This is a genomic window from Devosia sp. CN2-171 (assembly GCF_049354815.1).
Classification (GTDB): domain Bacteria; phylum Pseudomonadota; class Alphaproteobacteria; order Rhizobiales; family Devosiaceae; genus Devosia_A.
On record NZ_CP186479.1, the window covers coordinates 2488201 to 2504820 of the forward strand.

Genomic DNA, 16620 nt, shown 5'->3' on the forward strand with positions numbered 1-16620 from the left:
ATCTCCCCCCTGGATGAGCGGTCCCTGGCGTCAGCCGCCGGTACCGGCGGCTTCGTCGGCGGTGATGTTCACCCAGTCGGGGCTCGCGGGCAACACCAGCCCGGGCGGCAGTTCGGGGAACACATTCACGCCGATCTCGAGCTTGCGGATATCGGCTCCCGGCGAGAAGTCACCCGCAACGATATCAGTGGTCAGGCGCGGGTAGTCGCCCAGCGTGGTTTTGGACGCGGGCGGATGTCCATCGAGGACGTCAACGGCGAGCTTGATCGCCTCGGCACTGAGATAGGGCGGGTGTGTGTAGATGAAGCACTTGAGCCCGGGCTCGGTCTCGGTGACGCATGCGGTCGCGGTCCCATTATAGGAGAACGCCACGATCGGAACGAGCGGCCGGCCGGCGTCCTTCAGTGCCTGGATGGCGCCGGTGCCATAGCCGGCAGTCAAGATGCCGTCGATCTGGGGGTTCGCGGCAAGCAGGGAGGCGACACCGGCCTGCTCGTCACCCAGCGCGTAATTGGACGTGTACCAGCCCACAATCTCGATGTCCGGAAACTGCGCCATGACGCGCTCGATTTCCTTGTTGGAAGCTTCCGAGATCGGCGAGCCTGGCAAGCCGCGGTCGACGATGATCTTGCCCTTGCCGCCGAGCACATTGGCGAGCCAGGTCGGGATGTCGTGGTTGATCGTGTCCCAGTTGGTGTTGAGCTTATAGGGGCACGGCGCGCTCACCACCGCGCTGAAGCTGATGACGACGATGCCGGCGGCGCATGCGGCTTCGATCGTCGGATTGAGCGCATCGAACGAAGCGGCGTGGACGAGGATCGCATCGGGCTTGGCCGCAACGATGTTGTTGAGCGAGTTGATCTGCGCCTGGGCCGAGTTCTCGACCGTCTCGATATGCAGGTCGACGCGGCCCGCCAGTGGCGCCTTCGTCACGGCCACTTCGGCCGAACGCTGCATCTGCTGCAGCCAGTCGTTCCCGATCAGGCCGTTGCTCAGGTAGATGGTGTATTTCTTGTCCTGCGCCGCGGCGGGCGCAACGCAGGCCGCGGCGACCAGGCAGCCGGCGAGTATCGCCCTCTGCGCGAACTTGAGTCCCATAGTGAATCCTCCCTCGTGCACTTTGGCACGACAGCACCGTAGGGGTGGGGACCAAGTTTGGCGTTCACATTGCACCGCTGGAAGATAGTGCACAGGATCTCGGACTTGCGACGACCGTTCAGGGCCGCTGGGCGCCCCGCGCGTTGACCTTGACCGAGAAGAGGAATTGCCCGCCGGTGACGAAGATTTCGTCGCCCTGCACGCCGCCGAAGGTGAGGTTCGTCACATCCATCGGGAAGTCGCTGACCTGACCGATCAGGGTGCCGTCGGGAGCGTAGATATCGATCTTCTTGCCGGCGCTGGCCCAGAGATTGCCATCGGTATCGACCCGCATGCCATCCGGAATGCCGGCCGTCGCGGCAAAGACCTCGCCACCCGAGAGCCTGCCGCCGCCATCGACCCGGAAACGCCGGATATGGGAGTTCCGCCCCGGTCCATCGGTCACCGCGGAATCGGCGACATAGAGCAGCAATTCATCGGGCGAGAAGGCGAGGCCATTGGGCTTGTCGAAATCATCGACCGCCACAGCCACGGCGCCGGTTGCCGGGTCGACGCGGTAGACGTTCTCCCGCGCCTGTTCGCGGGCGCCACCCGGGACGTTGACCCGCAGGCCGTATTCCGGATCGGTGAACCAGATCGAGCCGTCGGACTTCACCACCACGTCGTTGGGCGAGTTGAGCTTCCGGCCCGCGTAGGCATCGGCGATCACCGTGATCCGGCCATCGGCCTCGGTGCGGGTGACGCGCCGGCCGCTATGCTCGCACGTGACGAGGCGCCCCTCGCGGTCGCGGGCGTTGCCGTTGGCGTGGCGGGAGTTCTCGCGGAACACTCCGCCCTGCCCGTCCGGTGTCCAGCGCAGCAGGCGGTTGTTCGGGATATCGCTCCAGAGGAGCAACTGGAGGTCGGCAAACCATACCGGCCCTTCGGTGAAGGTCCCCTGATCGTGCAGCATCCGGATCGATGCGAGTTCAGGCACCAGAACCCTGAACCGTTCATCCAGCGCGACCAAATCCCCAATCACGACAGCGCCCCCTCAAGCCCACGCGCGAGGGTCGTTCGCCGAAAGGGGGGCGTCAAGCCTGCGATTATCCCAGTGCCGCATCCGCGCCGCCTACGCTGCGAGACATCTCCGAAAAGACCGGCCTTCAGAGGTGAACGGACATCGACCAGTCGCGTCAGCGGCTGTTGGTGCCGGTCCGCGATTTTCGCATTTTTACAATCTCCTCGCGCCCCGTCCCCCTACCCTCATCCCATCAACAACGCACGGAGATGAGAGATGAATCGCCGTCAGTTTTCCAAGGCCCTTGCCGCCTCCGCTCTGTTCGCTGGCTTTTCCGGCAAATCCGCCCTTTCACAGGAGACTTCTGCCATGACCAACCCCGCAGCTTTCGAAATCGCCATTCCCGAGTCCCAGCTTGCCGACCTCAAGTATCGGCTCCAGCACACCCGCTGGCCCGACCAGCCGGCCGACGCAGGCTGGAGCATCGGGACCAACGTCGACTACCTCAAGCGGCTGACCGATTACTGGATCAACGGCTACGACTGGCGAAAGGCCGAGGCGAGCATCAATGCGCTCGGCAACTTCAAGATCAACCTCGATGGCGTCGATCTCCATTTCGTCCACCGGCCCTCGACGAACCCGAACGCGGTTCCGCTCCTCTTGCTGCATGGCTGGCCGGACTCGTTCTACCGCTACCACGGCGTGATCGAAGCCCTGTCCAAGGACTTCCATGTCGTCGTGCCCTCCATTCCCGGCACCGGTTTTTCGGGCAGGACGGCACTGGCGATGGATCAGGTCGCCGATCTCTTCGCCGACCTGATGACCAAGACTCTGGGGTACGAGAAGTTCATCGCAGCCGGCGGTGATGGCGGGTCCATCATTTCGATGTCGCTGTCCCAGCGTCATCCCGAGGTGCTGCTCGGCTACCACGTGACCGATGTCGGCTATCCGGACCACACCACGGACTTCTCGGTCCTGACCCCGCCGGAGCAGGCCTATGCCGGCGCGATCCAGCAGTGGTTCTTCACCCACGGCGCCTTCAACCTAATACATGCGACCAAGCCGCAGAGCCTGGCCTTCGCGATGAACGACTCGCCGGTGGGCCTCGCGGCGTGGATCCTGAGCTTCATGGCCGGAATGGGCGTCGGCGACGAGGTGGACGCACGGTTCGGTCGCGACGAGCTGATCACCAACATCATGATCTACTGGCTGACCGAGACGGCAGCGTCATCGTTCCGGATCTACAGCGAGAACGCGATGCAGCCGCCGACCATCAAGGGCACGAACACCGGCGTGCCGGTTGCGGTGGCGACCGAGGCTCCCATCCCGGGTGGCGTGCGCCTGCCGCGCGAATGGGCCGATCGCCAGACAGGCGGCAACGTGGTGCAGTTCCACGACATGGAGACGGCCGGGCACTTCGCGGCCTGGGAGGATCCCGAGTTCTTCGCCCGCGACCTCCGCGAGTTCGCGGCGCTCCTCAAGAGCTGATCGCATCGGCAAGCGTTACCAAGGAGCGCCGGGCGGCATCCGCCCGGCGCTCAAAGCTTGTGGACCAGCTCCAGGTTGGACGGCAGGTGGCCCATGATGGTCTTGATCGATTTGATCATGTGCGGCTGATCGGTATAGCCGAGATCGGCGGCTACCCCCGCCGGCCGTTCGCCGCGCTTCAAGCGCCGCACCGCCTCCTGCGCCCGGCGGATCATCTGAAAATCCTTCTGCGTGATGCCGGTGGTTCGCTTGAAATGCTGCTGGACCGAGCGCTTCGACGCAGCCTTGGGATTGTCCGAGAAGGCCTTGGCGACGAGATCGTCCGATTTCAGAAGCCCGGCACGGATCATCTGGTCGACCAGCGCCTCTGCATCCTCGAAGGTGGGCAGCGGCAGGTCGGCACCGTCGAGATCGAAGCGATCGCCTCTCACCGGCAGAAAGCGGACCGCCGCGCCTGTCCGCACCTCGTTCTCGGTCGCCAGATAGACGTGCGCCGCAAAGGAAACGACCACCGAGTGCTCGCCCGCAAGGTACGGAACCTCCACCGGCTCGGTGGCTTGGCCACTGAGAAAAACCAGCGGCTCACCCTCCGGTGAAACGCTGAGGATCAGGTCCCACGACCCGTCAGGGGTCGCCTTGTAGATGCCGTCCCCGAGGCAAACCGTCTGCCATACGGTGTCGATCCAGGGGTGGGAGGAAGCGCGCTGCGTGTGTTTCTGGGTCATGGTCGCTTGAATTGCTCGGCGTTTGGACCTCTGCCTAAAGAAGGCGGTTGTCGAAAACTCGTCAGGACAGGCGCATGAGCCGTCAGGGACTGATTGACGGGGCGTTCCCCTGACAGGCGGGTAGTTGTATCAGGCCGCTTTGTGCCGGCAAGTAGCCACCGGATACCACCCCCTCATGTCTTGTCATCGACTTCCGCTATAGGCCCGAATGTATGGACCGGCTGCTGATCGCAAGTGAGTTCGTGCGTGGATAGCGGAAGCCCCTGATTGTATCCTGCCTGTTTGAGCGGCAGGCGGGCCGTGGCCTTGATGGGTATACGCACCCGTCTTGGCCGGACAGGCGGCAGAACAGCCATTTGGACCACTAGGGCCAGGGGCGCGGCCATCGATCCGTTCCATGCATTTGCTCAGTCGCGAACTGGTGGCGAGATCGACGGCTATACGGCCTCGAGGACGAGCTTGTGGGGGTCGAAGGCCTTGCCGGTGCTCAGCACGCTCCATGCGATGGGCGAGCTTGTTGGCGAGGGCGGTTGCCAGCTTGTTGCGGCAAGGCGCACTGGTCGAGGATGTCGAGCGCGGCTATCGGGCGGAGATCGTGCCGCATGTCTGGCAGACAGACACCTGCATCGGCGAGTGGCACTACAACCGGCAGGTCTTCGAGCGGAAGGGCTACATGAAGGCTGACGCCGTCATCCACCGGCTCTGCGACGTCGTCGCGAAGAACGGCAACCTGCTGCTCAGTATTCCAGTCAGGGGTGACGGTACGATCGATTCGGATGAGCGTGCCATCGTCACCGCAGTTGGGGATTGGATGGAGCGCTTCGGCAATGCCATCCACGGAACCCGCCCCTGGCGCCTGTTCGGCGAAGGCCCGACCGAGGTCGTCTCTGGCATGTTCGGCGAATCTGCCGCCAGGCCCTTCACGCCTCGGGACATTCGCTTCACCACCAAGTCCGGCGATCTGTTCGCCACAACACTAGGCGCATCTGCGGGCACAATGACCATCACCTCCCTCGCCGACGGCGGCCAATTCGGCGACGCCCGCGTTGACCGCGTCGAGGTCGTCGGCAGCGCTGCCCCTTTGGCCTTTTCGCGCGACGCCAGGGGGCTTCATCTCGAACTGCCGGATGGGGCCATTCACGAGTTCGGGACGGCTTTGCGCATCGCGGGCGCAGGTCTCGTGGACGGCCCTTAGACCGGAAGCGGCCGAACTCGCAGTGCCTATCAGGAGGTGTGACGGTGGCGGCATGGTGACGCTACCCAACCCATGCCAAAGTCGGGACAAAGTCGGCTACTGCTTCTGACGCAAAGCGGACCTAGATCAATTGCCGCCGTTCGCGGTGGCGAACTCTCTCGCGGCCTGCACAAAGGCACTGAAGGCTGCGGATGGGTTTTTCCTGCCCGGGTAATAGAGCGAGAGTGGCGCCAGCGGCGGAGTCCAGTCAGCGAGAACGCGCACGAGCCGGCCCTCAGAGATGTCCTCGCGCACGTCCGCCTCCATCACGTATCCAAGACCAATCCCGCTCTGCGCGGCAATCCTGACCAGGCTCGGCTCATCGAGGGTGATGGATCCCTGGACATCGATTTGCACGGCGGTCCCTTCCTTCTCGAAGCGCCAGCGGAACAAGGCGTTGTTCGGTAGACGCGCCCGAATACAGCGAAATCGGTATAAGTCGGTCGGAACGACAGGGCGCCCGTGCGTGCGCAGGAAATCCGGCGAAGCGACGACCGCGTTACGGCGCGGCAGTCCAAGCGAAACGGCGATCATGTCGCTCGGAACAAGGTCCGCCGGCCTCAGGCCCATGTCGAACCCGGCGGCGACGATGTCGACCAGCCGCCCCTCCGTGACCAGATCGATATGCACCTGCGGGTAGCGCCGCAGGAACGACAGGACGAGGGGGGCCATCACTTCCCGCGCCGCCGATGCAAAGGCGTTGATGCGCAAGGTGCCCGTTGGCGTCTCCTGCAGCGACTGCGCGGCCAGCATGGCGTCATGGATGTCCGTCATCGCCGGACCCACCCGCTCCACAAAGGCCCTTCCGGCATCGGTAAGCGAAACGCTGCGCGTTGTGCGGTTGAACAGGCGAACACCCAGTCGCTGCTCCAGCTTGGCAACGGCATTGCTTAGCGCCGTCGTAGACATGCCGAGCTCAAGTGCGCCAGCGCGAAAAGAACCGCGACGGGCGATGCTGAGAACGGCATCCAGATCGGCAAGGACGGATCGTGTCATTGTCCCGGTTTTCGTAACTCCTCGTCCCTCTTTGTCCTAGTTATCGCGGCAATCGTCCAGACTTAAGTTTGCGGGGTGCCGGCCCTGAATCGGGGTCGGGCAACGCAGCCGGCAGGCTGAACACAAAGCGGGAGAACTCAAATGTCTATCAAACTGCCCAAGAGCATCGAGGACTACTTTGCCGCCGATCGGAATGGCGGCCCCGATGCCGTCGCCGCGACCTTCGCGGAAAACGGGGTCGTCAAGGATGAAGGAAGGACCCATGTGGGTCTCGACGCCATCCGCAAGTGGAAGGCGGGGTCCACCCAGAAGTATAGCTACACCGTGGAGCCCTTCTTCATGGCGACCGAGAATGGCAGGACGCTTGTGACGAGCCACCTCATCGGCGACTTCCCCGGCAGTCCGGTCGATCTGCGGTACTTCTTCGTCCTCGCGGACGCCAAGATCGCTGAGCTGGAGATCACGGTATGACGCCGTTTCTCTCATTGGAGGGACGGCGGGCGCTGATCACAGGTACGGGTGTCGCAACCGTGGCGCTCTCCCGGGAGCCCGGTGCGCGTGTACTGACGACGGCGCGTAACCTAATCGATGGCAACTGCTAGCGCATGGCAGACTCGAGTGCATGCCTGCACGCCGATCAGGCTTTGTGCAGCAGGCCAAGGCGAGCCAGACTTTCTGCGGTCGCCACTATCGCTTCCTCGGCCGAGCGAGGACTCCAGCGCAGCTCTTCCTCCGCCTTCTTGCTGGTCGCGTCGAGGCTGATGCCAAGTAAAGGAACCATGTTGCGCATCACTGGATTCCGGCGCGCGACCCATCTGACCACCCAGTTAGGCAGCACGACTGTCGAAACCCGGCTGGCGGCAGACCCCATGCGGCGTTTCAGAATCCGCGCCACATCGACCATCCACAGGCTGTGGCCAGCAATGGCGATGTAACGCTGCCCGCTGGCGCGCGGATCGGTCATCGCCCGCAGGTGCAGGTCTGCCACATCCCTGACGTCGACATAGCCCGAGTTGATCTTTGGGCAGCCCGGCTGGCCGTTCATGAGATTGGTGATGATGCGGATCGAGTGGGAATAGTCGGGGCCGAGCGCTGGGCCGAGCACTGCCACCGGGTTCACGGCCGCCAGTTCGAGGCCGCGTCCTTCGCGCTCGATGAATGCCCAGGCCTCGCGCTCGGCGATGGTCTTCGACTTCTGGTAGGGCGCGACGGGCCTGACCTTGCCGGAAAGGTCACTCCAGTCGGTCTCGTCGAAAGGACGGTTGAGCGGCGGGTGACCGACGGCGATGGCACCGATGGCAGAGGTGAGCACTACCCGCCTGACCCCGGCGTCGCGGGCGGCGCGCAGAACGCGCAGGTTGCCGTCCACCGCGGGGCGGACCCAGTCTTCCTCGCGCACCTGGTCGCCCGAAGGCGTGGGTGACGCGCCGTGCAGCACATAGGTGCTGCCGGCCACGGCTTCGGCCCAGCCCTTGTCGGCGGCAAGGTCGGCAACGACCAAAGCGAGACGGTCGCCGGGTTCGGCGCCGCCGACCTTGAGGTTGGCGCGGACTTCGGCCTCGCGGCCGAGGTTGCGAACCGTGGTGCGGACGCGGTAGCCGGCTTTGAGCAGTGCCAGGATGCAGTGTTGCGCGATGAAACCGGTGCCGCCAGTAACCAATACCAATTCGTCGGACATGTTCGTTCCTCGCGTTGTCGACCAGATGCGGGTTCTAGATCGATCTGGCCATACGATGAATGCTTGAGAATGCAGTTTACTTGCGCGATAGTACGGAAATGAGCGCCGACCCCTTCTCCGACATCCTCAAGTTCACCAAGGCCGAGATGCTGGCGACGGGCAGTTTCACCGCAGGCGGACCGTGGGCGATCCGCTTCCCGGCACCCAAGAGCATCAAGTTCTTCGCAGTCGTGCGCGGCCACTGCTGGGTGCGGGTCGACGGAGGGCCGGAGGCGGCTCGATTTGACGCAGGGGATGTCGGATTGCTGACGGCAGAGCGGGCATTCGTCCTCGCCAGCGATCTCGAACTCGAGCCACTGGACGCCATGAGCGTCTTCTCCGGCTCTGGTCGGTCGACGGCGATGCTGGGCGATGGCGGCGACTTCGAGCACGTCGGAGGACATGTGCGGCTCGATCCGCAAAGCGGCCGGTTGTTGGCCGATGTGCTGCCGCCCTGGATTCACATCCGGGCGGCGTCACAGGAGGCGACCACATTTCGATGGCTACTGGCCCGGCTGGTCGAGGAACGCTCCACTCACCAGCCGGGCGGCCAGTTGGCGGCGGAGCAGATTGCACAGCTGCTGTTCATCCAAGTGCTGCGGGCGCGGCTGAAGCTCCCCGAGCTGATGCCGGCGGGCTGGCTGCGGGCGCTGGGCGACCCGCGCATTGCGCCGGCCATGCGACATATGCATGGCGATCCCGCCCGCTCATGGCGTCTCGATGAACTCGCGAAGGTCTGCGCCATGTCGAGGACCACTTTCGCGCTACAGTTCCGCACGGTCGTTGGCACTGCGCCGCTCACCTATCTCGGACAGTGGCGGATGCATCTGGCGGAACGTGCTCTGCGCGAGGAAACGACGCCGGTGGCGGTCATCGGGCAGTCCCTCGGCTATACCTCAGAGAGCGCCTTCAGCAATGCGTTCAAGCGGGTCACTGGCCGTTCGCCGAGAGCGCACCGGTTCCAGACCGACCTTTCAAGGGCCACGGTGGTTGACCCAGACATTGCCTCGTTGCCTTGACAGCAGCTCCTGGCGCAAGGCGGACATGGCGGGTGGCGGACTTTTCCGCACACCGTACGCGGGCAGATCCTCCGTGCTCGAACATACGTTGCCCTCGAGCCGCCGCAGTTCAGCAACTGCATCGGCTGACAGTTCAACGTCGTTCGTCTGCGGGAACCGAGTTCAACATCCGAACGGCCCGTTCGATGCGGGTGCGCCAGCCGCTCAGATGCGCAAGGCTGTGTGCCGCGGCGCTTTCGCGACCTTTCAGGCGCAGGGCCGCTATCTCCGCATCAATCAGGTCGAGGGAACACTCGGCCTCGACAAGAGCCCATGGGTCAGACTGCCGGCGCTCGACGGCGCTCCGTGCCTCCCGCTCCAACCGCTCGACGTCCAATTTCCAGTCGAAGAGTAGCTCGTTGGCCTGTCCCGATGCAGGCCGGACATTCATCTGCATCATCGTCATCACCGTTAGTTGGACCCCGCCGCCTGGCGGGGTCTCTGTCACCACCGGTCGCCCGCCCCACTGGAGCCGGCAACCATCGCAGCCTGGTCCACCTCGAGGTCGAGTTCGCGCAAAGCCTCCAGAATGCTGTCGATGCTGACGGTCACGCCCCTGACGCAGCGCAAGCCAGGGACACCAACAACAGCGTTGATGTCTGAGGCCCAGTGAGCAAGCAGCGCCCGCTTCCGGCTCGGGGAGAGGGCCGGATCGTTGAGGATGTCCGTGGCCCGGAAGTAACCGACGAAATCGCTGTCGGTGACTTCGTCGTCCGCCTCCGCCGGCGCCGCATGGGCCGGAGCCGATATGGGCCAGGCAGCGTTTGCCGGGATATTGGTGGTATTGGTGCGTTCGCCGTCGGTTTCCCACTTCGTAGCCAGCACACCGGCGCGCTGGGCGGCATCGATCACGGCTCGACGGGCGATCTCAGCGTCGATAACTCCATCGATCGCCGACTGGCACAGCGCCTTTGCCTGGCGATAGTGCGCCGTCCGAGCAGCGGGCCAGTGTAGATCGAGGTATTCGCAGGCCTCCCAGGCGTTGCGTGCCTGGAAAGTCCCCGTCCGATGAAGTCTCAGGAAAACGGGGTTGGAAAAGGGTGTGTGTCCCATCACTTCCTCCGATTGTCTGAACAAAGCGATGCGGCAATTACCGCCGACGACAACGAGATGGGTTTGGGAGTTTTGGCCGTCAAGAGGTCGTCGCAGCCCGGGCCGATGCGATATGGGCCGGTCGATGAGGATTGCTTCCCGCGCATCTGGTCACGCTGCCGCACGGTCCAGGCGACCGAGCATGGAATTCGGCCCCTGCGGCTTCTTCCCTGGTGCCGATCGCTCGATCATCCACGTTCGATGCCGGAAGCCGTTCAGGGGCAACGGCGACAGCAGGCGGTCGAGCGGCTCATACATCACGCAATGGCCATGGTCTTCGATGGCCGCCTCCCCGAAGCGGAATCAGCAGCGTGTCTCGGGTGTCTGTGCTGGCCCAGTAGCGCCATGGCAGACCCTGAGGATGGGCTGGCAAATGAGTATCCGGTCGATCGGGAATGATTGCGATTGGATGAACCTCGCTCATGGGAAGCGGCAGGTCCGTGGAATAGATTCTGACATTCATAGTCACTTTCTCCCGGTGGACGCTGGTCGGTCCAGGCAGGTTGGACAGCCTGGCTGGGCAGGTGTGGCCTGCCCAGCCTTCGTTTAGTGTGTGGTCGACCCGTTGATGGCGATGCGCTTGGTTCTCGACTGCGCCATTGTCGACTTCGGCAGCAGCACAGTGAGCACCCCGTTCTTGAAGTTGGCGCTCACCTTGTTCTCTTCGACCTCGACGCCCAGAGGCAGCCGACGTTCGAAGGTGCCGTAGTAGCGCTCGCTGAACTGGCGCTCCCTGTCTTCGGTCTCCGAGTGCTTTTCGCCTCGAAGGATCAGCACATCGTCCTCGAGCAGCACCTCGACATTCTTCTCGTCGACGCCGGGAATCTCGGCGGTGACGCGCAGTTCCTTATCGGTTTCGGAAATCTCGATACCTGGCCAGTTCGCGTTCCAGGGCGTCAGATTTCCGAGCGACGAAAGCTGCGTGTCGAAGCCGCGGAAGGCGTCATCGAACAGCCGGTTCATCTCGCGGTGCAACTGGAGGAACGGGTTCTGCTCGTTCCTCAAGGTTTCGTTCCGGTAGTTGGTCGGGACCGAGCTGGTGTTGCGGGCCCAGGGAATGAGATCACGTACGTTCATCGTTCATCTCCTCGATACAAAGCTCCTCGACGGCCGGCGCGATGGCGCCGGCCCTGGTGCTTCTTCGCTTGTGGGTGGTTCAGGCCGCCTGCTTGCGATCCTCGATCTGCTTGGGCTCAGCCACAGGTTGGCCGGCCGAGGCGATCGCAATCTTGTGCGGTTTCATCGCCTCTGGCAGTTCGCGCTTCAGCCACACGGTGAGCAGGCCGTACTCGAGCCTGGCATCGGCCACTTCGACGTAGTCGGCCAGCTCGAAACGACGCTCGAACGCGCCGTTGGTGAGCCCCCGATGCAGGTACTTGGTCTCACCGTTCTCTGCCTTGTTGCCCTTCACCACGAGCAGGTTCGGCTCGTAAGTTAAGGTCAACTCATCCTGGCTGAAGCCGGCCACGGCAATCGTGATGCGATAGGCATCCTCGCCCTCGCGGACGATGTCGTAGGGCGGCCAGTTGCTGGTGTTTTGAACCCTGAGCGAGTTCTCGAGCAGGTCGAACACCCGGTCGAAGCCAATACTCGACCTGAACAGGGGGGCGAAGTCGATGTTGGTCATCATAGCCACATTCTCCGTTGAGCAACATGGATATGGGAGGTGGCCCGAAAGGCTTCCTCCCGGACTGTCGGCCCCTCATGGGCGACCGACGAAATTGACGTAGGACGCTTCAAGAGAGTTTCAAGAGGGTACTATTGCCGTCGGTCGCCCAGGCTACGGACTGACGGTTTGCGTCGCCCTGCCAGGCGCGGCCAGGCGCTGAAGTCGGAGAACGCAGTAGGCCGCCCTACTATGCCGGCCCGACCGCCAATCAATGACGAGCGCCTTGCATCTCCAGCAAATCGACCGGGCGGATCAGTCGGGCGTGAGCGACTGTGACAGAGTGGATCGGGCCCTCGATCTGCTCCTCCCAGAACGCCAAGAAGCCGACCAGCTTCGGGAACTCCGGATAGGTGTCGTAGTGCTGCCAGATGAAATCCTGAAACAGAGATCGGTGGTCGGGCATCCGATAGACGATCTGCGCAGTGGTGAGCCCGTAGCCAGCATTGGCCTGCACACCGTGAGACCTGGAAGACATCCGAAGAACCTCCTGGGGTTGAGCTGCCGACGCTCAGCTTGCTGCTGAACGGCTTTGATTTCAAGGCGGTAGCGGTGCTCAAAAAAATCTGATTGGAACCTCTTGAAGGGAAAAACACCCGCTCCTAGCTCATTTTCGCTCGGGCGCGAGCGCGTTCGGGCGACACTCACATCGTTACGTTTCAATGGAGGAAGCTTTGACGAATTTCCGTCCTTTGCACGACCGTGTCGTGGTCAAGCGCATCGACGCGGAGCAGAAGACCGCCGGGGGCATCATCATCCCCGATACTGCCAAGGAAAAACCCCAGGAAGGCGAAGTCGTCGCCGTCGGGCCGGGTGCCCGCAACGAGCGCGGCGAACTGGTCGCGACCGAACTCAAGCCCGGCGACCGGGTGCTGTTCGGCAAGTGGAGCGGCACAGAAGTCAAGATTGACGGCGAGGAGCTGTTGATCATGAAGGAAAGCGACATCATGGGCGTCGTCGAGCCCGTCGCCGAACTGAAGAAGGCCGCCTGAGGCCAAAATCCCAACCAGAGTCAAATCTCGTTACGTCTCAAGGAGTGACGACAAATGGCTGCTAAAGAAGTCAAGTTCTCCCTCGATGCCCGCGACCGCATGCTGAAGGGCGTCGACACCCTCGCCGATGCGGTGAAGGTGACCCTCGGCCCCAAGGGCCGCAACGTGGTGATCGAAAAGAGCTTCGGTGCTCCCCGCATCACCAAAGACGGCGTGACCGTCGCCAAGGAGATCGAACTCTCCGACAAGTTCGAGAACATGGGCGCGCAAATGGTGCGCGAAGTCGCCAGCAAGCAGAACGACCTCGCAGGTGACGGCACAACCACCGCAACTGTTCTCGCCCAGGCCATCGTCAAGGAAGGCGCCAAGGCCGTCGCGGCCGGCATGAATCCGATGGACCTCAAGCGCGGCATCGACCTCGCGGTGACGACCGTGGTCGACGAGCTAAAGAAGAACGCCCGCAAGATCACCTCGAACGAAGAGATCGCGCAGGTCGGCACCATCTCGGCCAATGGCGAGACGGCGATCGGCAAGATGATCGCCGAGGCCATGCAGAAGGTGGGCAACGAGGGTGTGATCACCGTCGAGGAAGCCAAGACCGCCGAGACCGAACTCGATGTCGTCGAAGGCATGCAATTCGACCGCGGCTATCTCTCGCCGTACTTCGTAACCAACCCCGAGAAGATGCGGGTCGAGCTCGAAGATCCCTACATCCTGCTGCACGAGAAGAAGCTGTCGAACCTGCAGCCGATGCTGCCGGTGTTGGAAGCAATCGTGCAGACCGGCAAGCCGCTACTCATCATCGCTGAGGATGTAGAGGGCGAGGCACTCGCGACCCTCGTCGTCAACAAGCTGCGCGGCGGCCTCAAGATCGCAGCAGTGAAGGCGCCGGGCTTCGGTGATCGCCGCAAGGCCATGCTCGAGGATATCGCCATCCTGACCGGGGGCAATGTGATCTCCGAGGACCTGGGCATCAAGCTCGAGAACGTGACGCTCGAAATGCTCGGTACGGCCCGCAAGGTGACCATCGAGAAGGAGAACACCACCATCGTCGATGGCGCCGGCTCCAAGACCGACATCCAGGGCCGCGTCGCCCAGATCAAGGCGCAAATCGAGGAAACGACGTCAGACTATGACCGCGAGAAGCTGCAAGAGCGGCTGGCCAAGCTGGCCGGCGGCGTCGCGGTGATCCGCGTCGGCGGCTCGACCGAGGTTGAGGTCAAGGAGAAGAAGGATCGCGTCGACGATGCGATGCATGCGACCCGCGCCGCCGTGGAAGAAGGCGTGCTGCCGGGCGGCGGCGTTGCCCTCCTGCGTGCGGCAAAGGCGCTCGAAGCGCTCAAGCCTGACAACGCCGATCAGCGGACCGGCGTCGATATCGTCCGGCGCGCGATCCAGTGGCCGGCCAAGCAGATTGCGCTCAATGCCGGCGAAGACGGCTCGGTGATCGTGGGCAAGCTGCTGGAGAAACCGGACTACGCCCACGGCTGGAATGCCCAGACCGGCGAGTATGGTGACCTCTACAGGTGGGGCATCATCGACCCGGCCAAGGTCGTGCGCACCGCCATCGAGGACGCCGCATCAGTCGCGGGCCTGCTGATCACCACTGAAGCGATGATCGCGGAAAAGCCAAAGAAGGAAGCTCCGCTGCCGGCCGCGCCGGGTGGAATGGATTTCTGATGCATGAAGGGCCGGCATCGACCGGCCCTTCTCTTAGGGTGCCTCCATCGCGACATCGAACGTCCGCTCTTGGCGCAAAGCAGACTGTCCCAATGGACCGCTTATGGCCCAATGCGGACTTGTTCAAGCCCGCCTGAGGACGCCGTCGAGGCTTGAAAGCAAACGATAAGCGCCATGCCAGTAGACCAGCGGCTCCGACCGTTCGCGAATGCGAACGTGGGTTGGGTGAGCAATCAGGATCGTGTGAGAGTAGCGCTCTATCACCTCCTCAAGATTGCAATCGATCAAAGCCAGCGAGTCTGAGTTGCCAAGTGCCCCAATGGCATCGCCTCCCATGTGGCATCGCGGTAGCGCGCCGCGCCGCGACTGCCGTCGCGACCGGTGAAGCGCTCAGCTATACGCACCTGGTCGCTCGCCAGCACGTTAAGGCAGAAGGCGCCGTGGTCCAGCAGGACAGACGATACCGACGACTGGCGGTGAGGCAGACCAGAAGCGCCGGAGGCTCCCTCGACAGCGACGTCACCGAGGTCGCGGTGAAACCGGTTCGCTGCTCGCCGCGACCGGTGGTCACCACGCTGACTGCCGCCGCGAGGTGACGCATGCAGGGATGGCTTCGGCGACGGACATCGTCTCAGGCCGCGACTGCCGTTGGCTCGCCGATCGACAGCATCAGACGGTTGGCCCAGTTGAAGAAGGCGGCGGCCTGGACCAGGTCGGCGATGGCGAGGTCGTCGAGACCTTGCTCGCGGAGCGCGGCGATTTCGGATGGGCCGAACTCGGACGGGGTGGCGGTGAGCTTCACCGACGCTTCGACCAGCGCATTCCAGCGCGGACCGAGATCGGTTTCGACGCCATCGGTGAGGAGCCTGTCCACATCGTCGCCGCGCTTGGAATAGGTGGAGGCGAAGCGCGCATGGACGGAGGCGCAGAAGATGCAGCCGTTGTAGCGCGAGGTGGCCGCGGCGGCGAGTTCACGCTCGGCCCGGGGCAGGCCCGCGTCGGGGTTGTAGAAGATGTCCTTGTCGGTAAGTGTGCGGGCGCGGAGCGTGTCCGGATCGCGGGCCAGCAGCATGAAATAGGGCGACTTGGCGCGGCTCGCTTCAGTGAGCCCGTCCCAGTGACGCGGGGTCAGGTCCGCTTCCTTCAGCGGTTCGAGCCAGGGGGCCCAACCGATATTGGCCTGGGTGAAGGCGACCGGGCGGTTGGGATCAGAATAGGAGATGGCAGTTTCGGTCATGGTTCTGAACCTTACTCGGCGGCGACGGACTGCTGCTCGCTCTGGGCGAGCGCGCGGAGGCCGGTGACGACGCGAATCTGGAAGGAGAGGAAGGCGACGAGCTGGCTGAGGGTGACGATATCGTCGGTCGACCAGCCAGCGTTCAGCAGGGCCTGCAGCGCGGCCGAGCTCGCATCGCGCGGGCGGAAGACAAGCAGATGGGCATGTGCCAGGGCGGAGGCGAGACGGCCGAGTACGGCGCGATTGGCGACATCGGCTACATAGTCGAGGCCAGCCTTGTCTTCTCTGCTCAGCGGACCGGCAGGGTAGCTGCCGTAGGGTCCAGAGGTCTCGCCGCGGCGGATTTCCGCGCTGATGGCGCCGACGAGGCCGGGGCGATCGTGGTGGCCGAGGCTCTCGCGGTAGAATGCAGCGATGGCTTCGTCACGATGGAGGCCGGCAACGAAGTAGGCGATGGCGTAGCGCTCTTCGATCAGCACGGTGCCGGGCGACTTGGGCTCGAACAGGGCCTCATAGCTGAGCTGGGCGTTGTCGCGCGCCTGCTGGCGATTGGAGCGGACGCGGTCGAGGCTCGATCCTGGGACGATGCCGACGAGCTTGTCGATGACGTCGATCTTCATGGTCATAGTGGTTGGCT

20 protein-coding genes are annotated in these 16620 nt (G+C 63.6%); 6 read left to right on the forward strand and 14 right to left on the reverse strand.

The genetic code is table 11. The features are described 5' to 3' along the window. Window positions 1–30: 30 nt before the first annotated feature. Window positions 31–1098: a substrate-binding domain-containing protein gene (locus ACOYW5_RS12265; RefSeq protein ID WP_423065174.1), complete on the reverse strand. Its 1068-nt coding sequence runs from the start codon at window positions 1096–1098 to the stop codon at window positions 31–33. A 118-nt stretch (window positions 1099–1216) separates the two neighbouring features. Next, a complete protein-coding gene (locus tag ACOYW5_RS12270) occupies window positions 1217–2050 on the reverse strand; it encodes an SMP-30/gluconolactonase/LRE family protein (RefSeq protein WP_423065175.1) in 834 nt (277 codons plus the stop codon). Window positions 2051–2467: 417 nt separating this feature from the next. On the opposite strand from ACOYW5_RS12270, the gene ACOYW5_RS12275 reads away from it, so the two are divergent. Continuing rightward, window positions 2468–3586, forward strand: coding sequence for an epoxide hydrolase family protein (locus ACOYW5_RS12275; RefSeq protein WP_423065176.1), 1119 nt, complete (start codon window positions 2468–2470; stop codon window positions 3584–3586). Window positions 3587–3636: 50 nt separating this feature from the next. On the opposite strand, the gene ACOYW5_RS12280 is transcribed toward ACOYW5_RS12275, so the two are convergent. Then, complete coding sequence (locus tag ACOYW5_RS12280) at window positions 3637–4311, reverse strand: helix-turn-helix domain-containing protein (RefSeq protein WP_423065177.1); 675 nt, start codon at window positions 4309–4311, stop codon at window positions 3637–3639. 499 nt (window positions 4312–4810) lie between these two features. On the opposite strand from ACOYW5_RS12280, the gene ACOYW5_RS12285 reads away from it, so the two are divergent. Further along, complete coding sequence (locus ACOYW5_RS12285) at window positions 4811–5506, forward strand: alpha-L-fucosidase (RefSeq protein ID WP_423065178.1); 696 nt, start codon at window positions 4811–4813, stop codon at window positions 5504–5506. Window positions 5507–5632: 126 nt separating this feature from the next. On the opposite strand, the gene ACOYW5_RS12290 is transcribed toward ACOYW5_RS12285, so the two are convergent. Continuing rightward, entirely contained in the window at window positions 5633–6541 is a 909-nt protein-coding gene (locus ACOYW5_RS12290) for a LysR family transcriptional regulator (RefSeq protein ID WP_423065179.1), read from the reverse strand. A gap of 141 nt (window positions 6542–6682) precedes the next feature. On the opposite strand from ACOYW5_RS12290, the gene ACOYW5_RS12295 reads away from it, so the two are divergent. Beyond that, the gene (locus tag ACOYW5_RS12295) at window positions 6683–7012 is read left to right on the forward strand and encodes a nuclear transport factor 2 family protein (protein WP_423065180.1); all 330 of its coding nucleotides are present in this window, start codon (window positions 6683–6685) and stop codon (window positions 7010–7012) included. 166 nt (window positions 7013–7178) lie between these two features. Here the strand turns inward: ACOYW5_RS12295 and ACOYW5_RS12300 are convergent, their stop codons facing one another. Next, complete coding sequence (locus tag ACOYW5_RS12300) at window positions 7179–8219, reverse strand: SDR family oxidoreductase (RefSeq protein ID WP_423065181.1); 1041 nt, start codon at window positions 8217–8219, stop codon at window positions 7179–7181. A 98-nt stretch (window positions 8220–8317) separates the two neighbouring features. Between ACOYW5_RS12300 and ACOYW5_RS12305 the strand changes: the two genes are divergently transcribed. Continuing rightward, the gene (locus ACOYW5_RS12305; RefSeq protein ID WP_423065182.1) at window positions 8318–9277 is read left to right on the forward strand and encodes an AraC family transcriptional regulator; all 960 of its coding nucleotides are present in this window, start codon (window positions 8318–8320) and stop codon (window positions 9275–9277) included. A gap of 133 nt (window positions 9278–9410) precedes the next feature. On the opposite strand, the gene ACOYW5_RS12310 is transcribed toward ACOYW5_RS12305, so the two are convergent. The 5 genes from ACOYW5_RS12310 to ACOYW5_RS12330 all read right to left on the reverse strand — a co-directional run bounded on the left by ACOYW5_RS12310 (window position 9411) and on the right by ACOYW5_RS12330 (window position 12552). Further along, a complete protein-coding gene (locus ACOYW5_RS12310) occupies window positions 9411–9722 on the reverse strand; it encodes a hypothetical protein (protein WP_423065183.1) in 312 nt (103 codons plus the stop codon). Window positions 9723–9760: 38 nt separating this feature from the next. Then, window positions 9761–10369 (reverse strand): DUF982 domain-containing protein, encoded by a 609-nt coding sequence (locus ACOYW5_RS12315; protein ID WP_423065184.1) that lies wholly within the window; start codon window positions 10367–10369, stop codon window positions 9761–9763. A gap of 585 nt (window positions 10370–10954) precedes the next feature. Beyond that, on the reverse strand, window positions 10955–11485 hold the full coding sequence (locus ACOYW5_RS12320; protein ID WP_423065185.1) for an Hsp20/alpha crystallin family protein: 531 nt from the start codon (window positions 11483–11485) through the stop codon (window positions 10955–10957). A gap of 79 nt (window positions 11486–11564) precedes the next feature. Continuing rightward, complete coding sequence (locus ACOYW5_RS12325) at window positions 11565–12038, reverse strand: Hsp20 family protein (RefSeq protein ID WP_423065186.1); 474 nt, start codon at window positions 12036–12038, stop codon at window positions 11565–11567. 247 nt (window positions 12039–12285) lie between these two features. Continuing rightward, window positions 12286–12552, reverse strand: a complete 267-nt coding sequence (locus ACOYW5_RS12330) for a protein usg (protein WP_423065187.1) — start codon at window positions 12550–12552, stop codon at window positions 12286–12288. 196 nt (window positions 12553–12748) lie between these two features. Here ACOYW5_RS12330 and groES point away from each other — a divergent pair, with 196 nt between their 5' ends. Further along, complete coding sequence (gene groES, locus ACOYW5_RS12335) at window positions 12749–13066, forward strand: co-chaperone GroES (RefSeq protein ID WP_423065188.1); 318 nt, start codon at window positions 12749–12751, stop codon at window positions 13064–13066. 54 nt (window positions 13067–13120) lie between these two features. Continuing rightward, window positions 13121–14746: a chaperonin GroEL gene (gene groL / locus ACOYW5_RS12340; RefSeq protein WP_423065189.1), complete on the forward strand. Its 1626-nt coding sequence runs from the start codon at window positions 13121–13123 to the stop codon at window positions 14744–14746. A 123-nt stretch (window positions 14747–14869) separates the two neighbouring features. Here the strand turns inward: groL and ACOYW5_RS12345 are convergent, their stop codons facing one another. The 4 genes from ACOYW5_RS12345 to ACOYW5_RS12360 are packed head-to-tail and all read right to left on the reverse strand — an operon-like array spanning window position 14870 to window position 16609. Continuing rightward, window positions 14870–15082, reverse strand: a complete 213-nt coding sequence (locus ACOYW5_RS12345) for a flavin reductase family protein (RefSeq protein ID WP_423065190.1) — start codon at window positions 15080–15082, stop codon at window positions 14870–14872. Between the two features lie 58 nt (window positions 15083–15140). Continuing rightward, the gene (locus ACOYW5_RS12350; protein ID WP_423065191.1) at window positions 15141–15347 is read right to left on the reverse strand and encodes a flavin reductase; all 207 of its coding nucleotides are present in this window, start codon (window positions 15345–15347) and stop codon (window positions 15141–15143) included. 30 nt (window positions 15348–15377) lie between these two features. Next, entirely contained in the window at window positions 15378–15983 is a 606-nt protein-coding gene (locus tag ACOYW5_RS12355) for an alkylhydroperoxidase domain protein (RefSeq protein ID WP_423065192.1), read from the reverse strand. A gap of 11 nt (window positions 15984–15994) precedes the next feature. Continuing rightward, complete coding sequence (locus tag ACOYW5_RS12360; protein ID WP_423065193.1) at window positions 15995–16609, reverse strand: CMD domain protein; 615 nt, start codon at window positions 16607–16609, stop codon at window positions 15995–15997. Window positions 16610–16620 lie beyond the last annotated feature (11 nt).

What these genes read in the sequence shown, in the direction of transcription:
- ACOYW5_RS12265 (WP_423065174.1), bottom strand. Translation starts at nt 1,098, where the DNA reads ATGGGACTCAAGTTCGCGCAGAGGGCGATACTCGCCGGCTGCCTGGTC.
- ACOYW5_RS12270 (WP_423065175.1), bottom strand. Translation starts at nt 2,050, where the DNA reads ATGCTGCACGATCAGGGGACCTTCACCGAAGGGCCGGTATGGTTTGCC.
- ACOYW5_RS12275 (WP_423065176.1), top strand. Translation starts at nt 2,468, where the DNA reads ATGACCAACCCCGCAGCTTTCGAAATCGCCATTCCCGAGTCCCAGCTT.
- ACOYW5_RS12280 (WP_423065177.1), bottom strand. Translation starts at nt 4,311, where the DNA reads ATGACCCAGAAACACACGCAGCGCGCTTCCTCCCACCCCTGGATCGAC.
- ACOYW5_RS12285 (WP_423065178.1), top strand. Translation starts at nt 4,811, where the DNA reads ATGCGATGGGCGAGCTTGTTGGCGAGGGCGGTTGCCAGCTTGTTGCGG.
- ACOYW5_RS12290 (WP_423065179.1), bottom strand. Translation starts at nt 6,541, where the DNA reads ATGACACGATCCGTCCTTGCCGATCTGGATGCCGTTCTCAGCATCGCC.
- ACOYW5_RS12295 (WP_423065180.1), top strand. Translation starts at nt 6,683, where the DNA reads ATGTCTATCAAACTGCCCAAGAGCATCGAGGACTACTTTGCCGCCGAT.
- ACOYW5_RS12300 (WP_423065181.1), bottom strand. Translation starts at nt 8,219, where the DNA reads ATGTCCGACGAATTGGTATTGGTTACTGGCGGCACCGGTTTCATCGCG.
- ACOYW5_RS12305 (WP_423065182.1), top strand. Translation starts at nt 8,318, where the DNA reads ATGAGCGCCGACCCCTTCTCCGACATCCTCAAGTTCACCAAGGCCGAG.
- ACOYW5_RS12310 (WP_423065183.1), bottom strand. Translation starts at nt 9,722, where the DNA reads ATGACGATGATGCAGATGAATGTCCGGCCTGCATCGGGACAGGCCAAC.
- ACOYW5_RS12315 (WP_423065184.1), bottom strand. Translation starts at nt 10,369, where the DNA reads ATGGGACACACACCCTTTTCCAACCCCGTTTTCCTGAGACTTCATCGG.
- ACOYW5_RS12320 (WP_423065185.1), bottom strand. Translation starts at nt 11,485, where the DNA reads ATGAACGTACGTGATCTCATTCCCTGGGCCCGCAACACCAGCTCGGTC.
- ACOYW5_RS12325 (WP_423065186.1), bottom strand. Translation starts at nt 12,038, where the DNA reads ATGATGACCAACATCGACTTCGCCCCCCTGTTCAGGTCGAGTATTGGC.
- ACOYW5_RS12330 (WP_423065187.1), bottom strand. Translation starts at nt 12,552, where the DNA reads ATGTCTTCCAGGTCTCACGGTGTGCAGGCCAATGCTGGCTACGGGCTC.
- groL (WP_423065189.1), top strand. Translation starts at nt 13,121, where the DNA reads ATGGCTGCTAAAGAAGTCAAGTTCTCCCTCGATGCCCGCGACCGCATG.
- ACOYW5_RS12345 (WP_423065190.1), bottom strand. Translation starts at nt 15,082, where the DNA reads ATGGGAGGCGATGCCATTGGGGCACTTGGCAACTCAGACTCGCTGGCT.
- ACOYW5_RS12350 (WP_423065191.1), bottom strand. Translation starts at nt 15,347, where the DNA reads ATGCGTCACCTCGCGGCGGCAGTCAGCGTGGTGACCACCGGTCGCGGC.
- ACOYW5_RS12355 (WP_423065192.1), bottom strand. Translation starts at nt 15,983, where the DNA reads ATGACCGAAACTGCCATCTCCTATTCTGATCCCAACCGCCCGGTCGCC.
- ACOYW5_RS12360 (WP_423065193.1), bottom strand. Translation starts at nt 16,609, where the DNA reads ATGACCATGAAGATCGACGTCATCGACAAGCTCGTCGGCATCGTCCCA.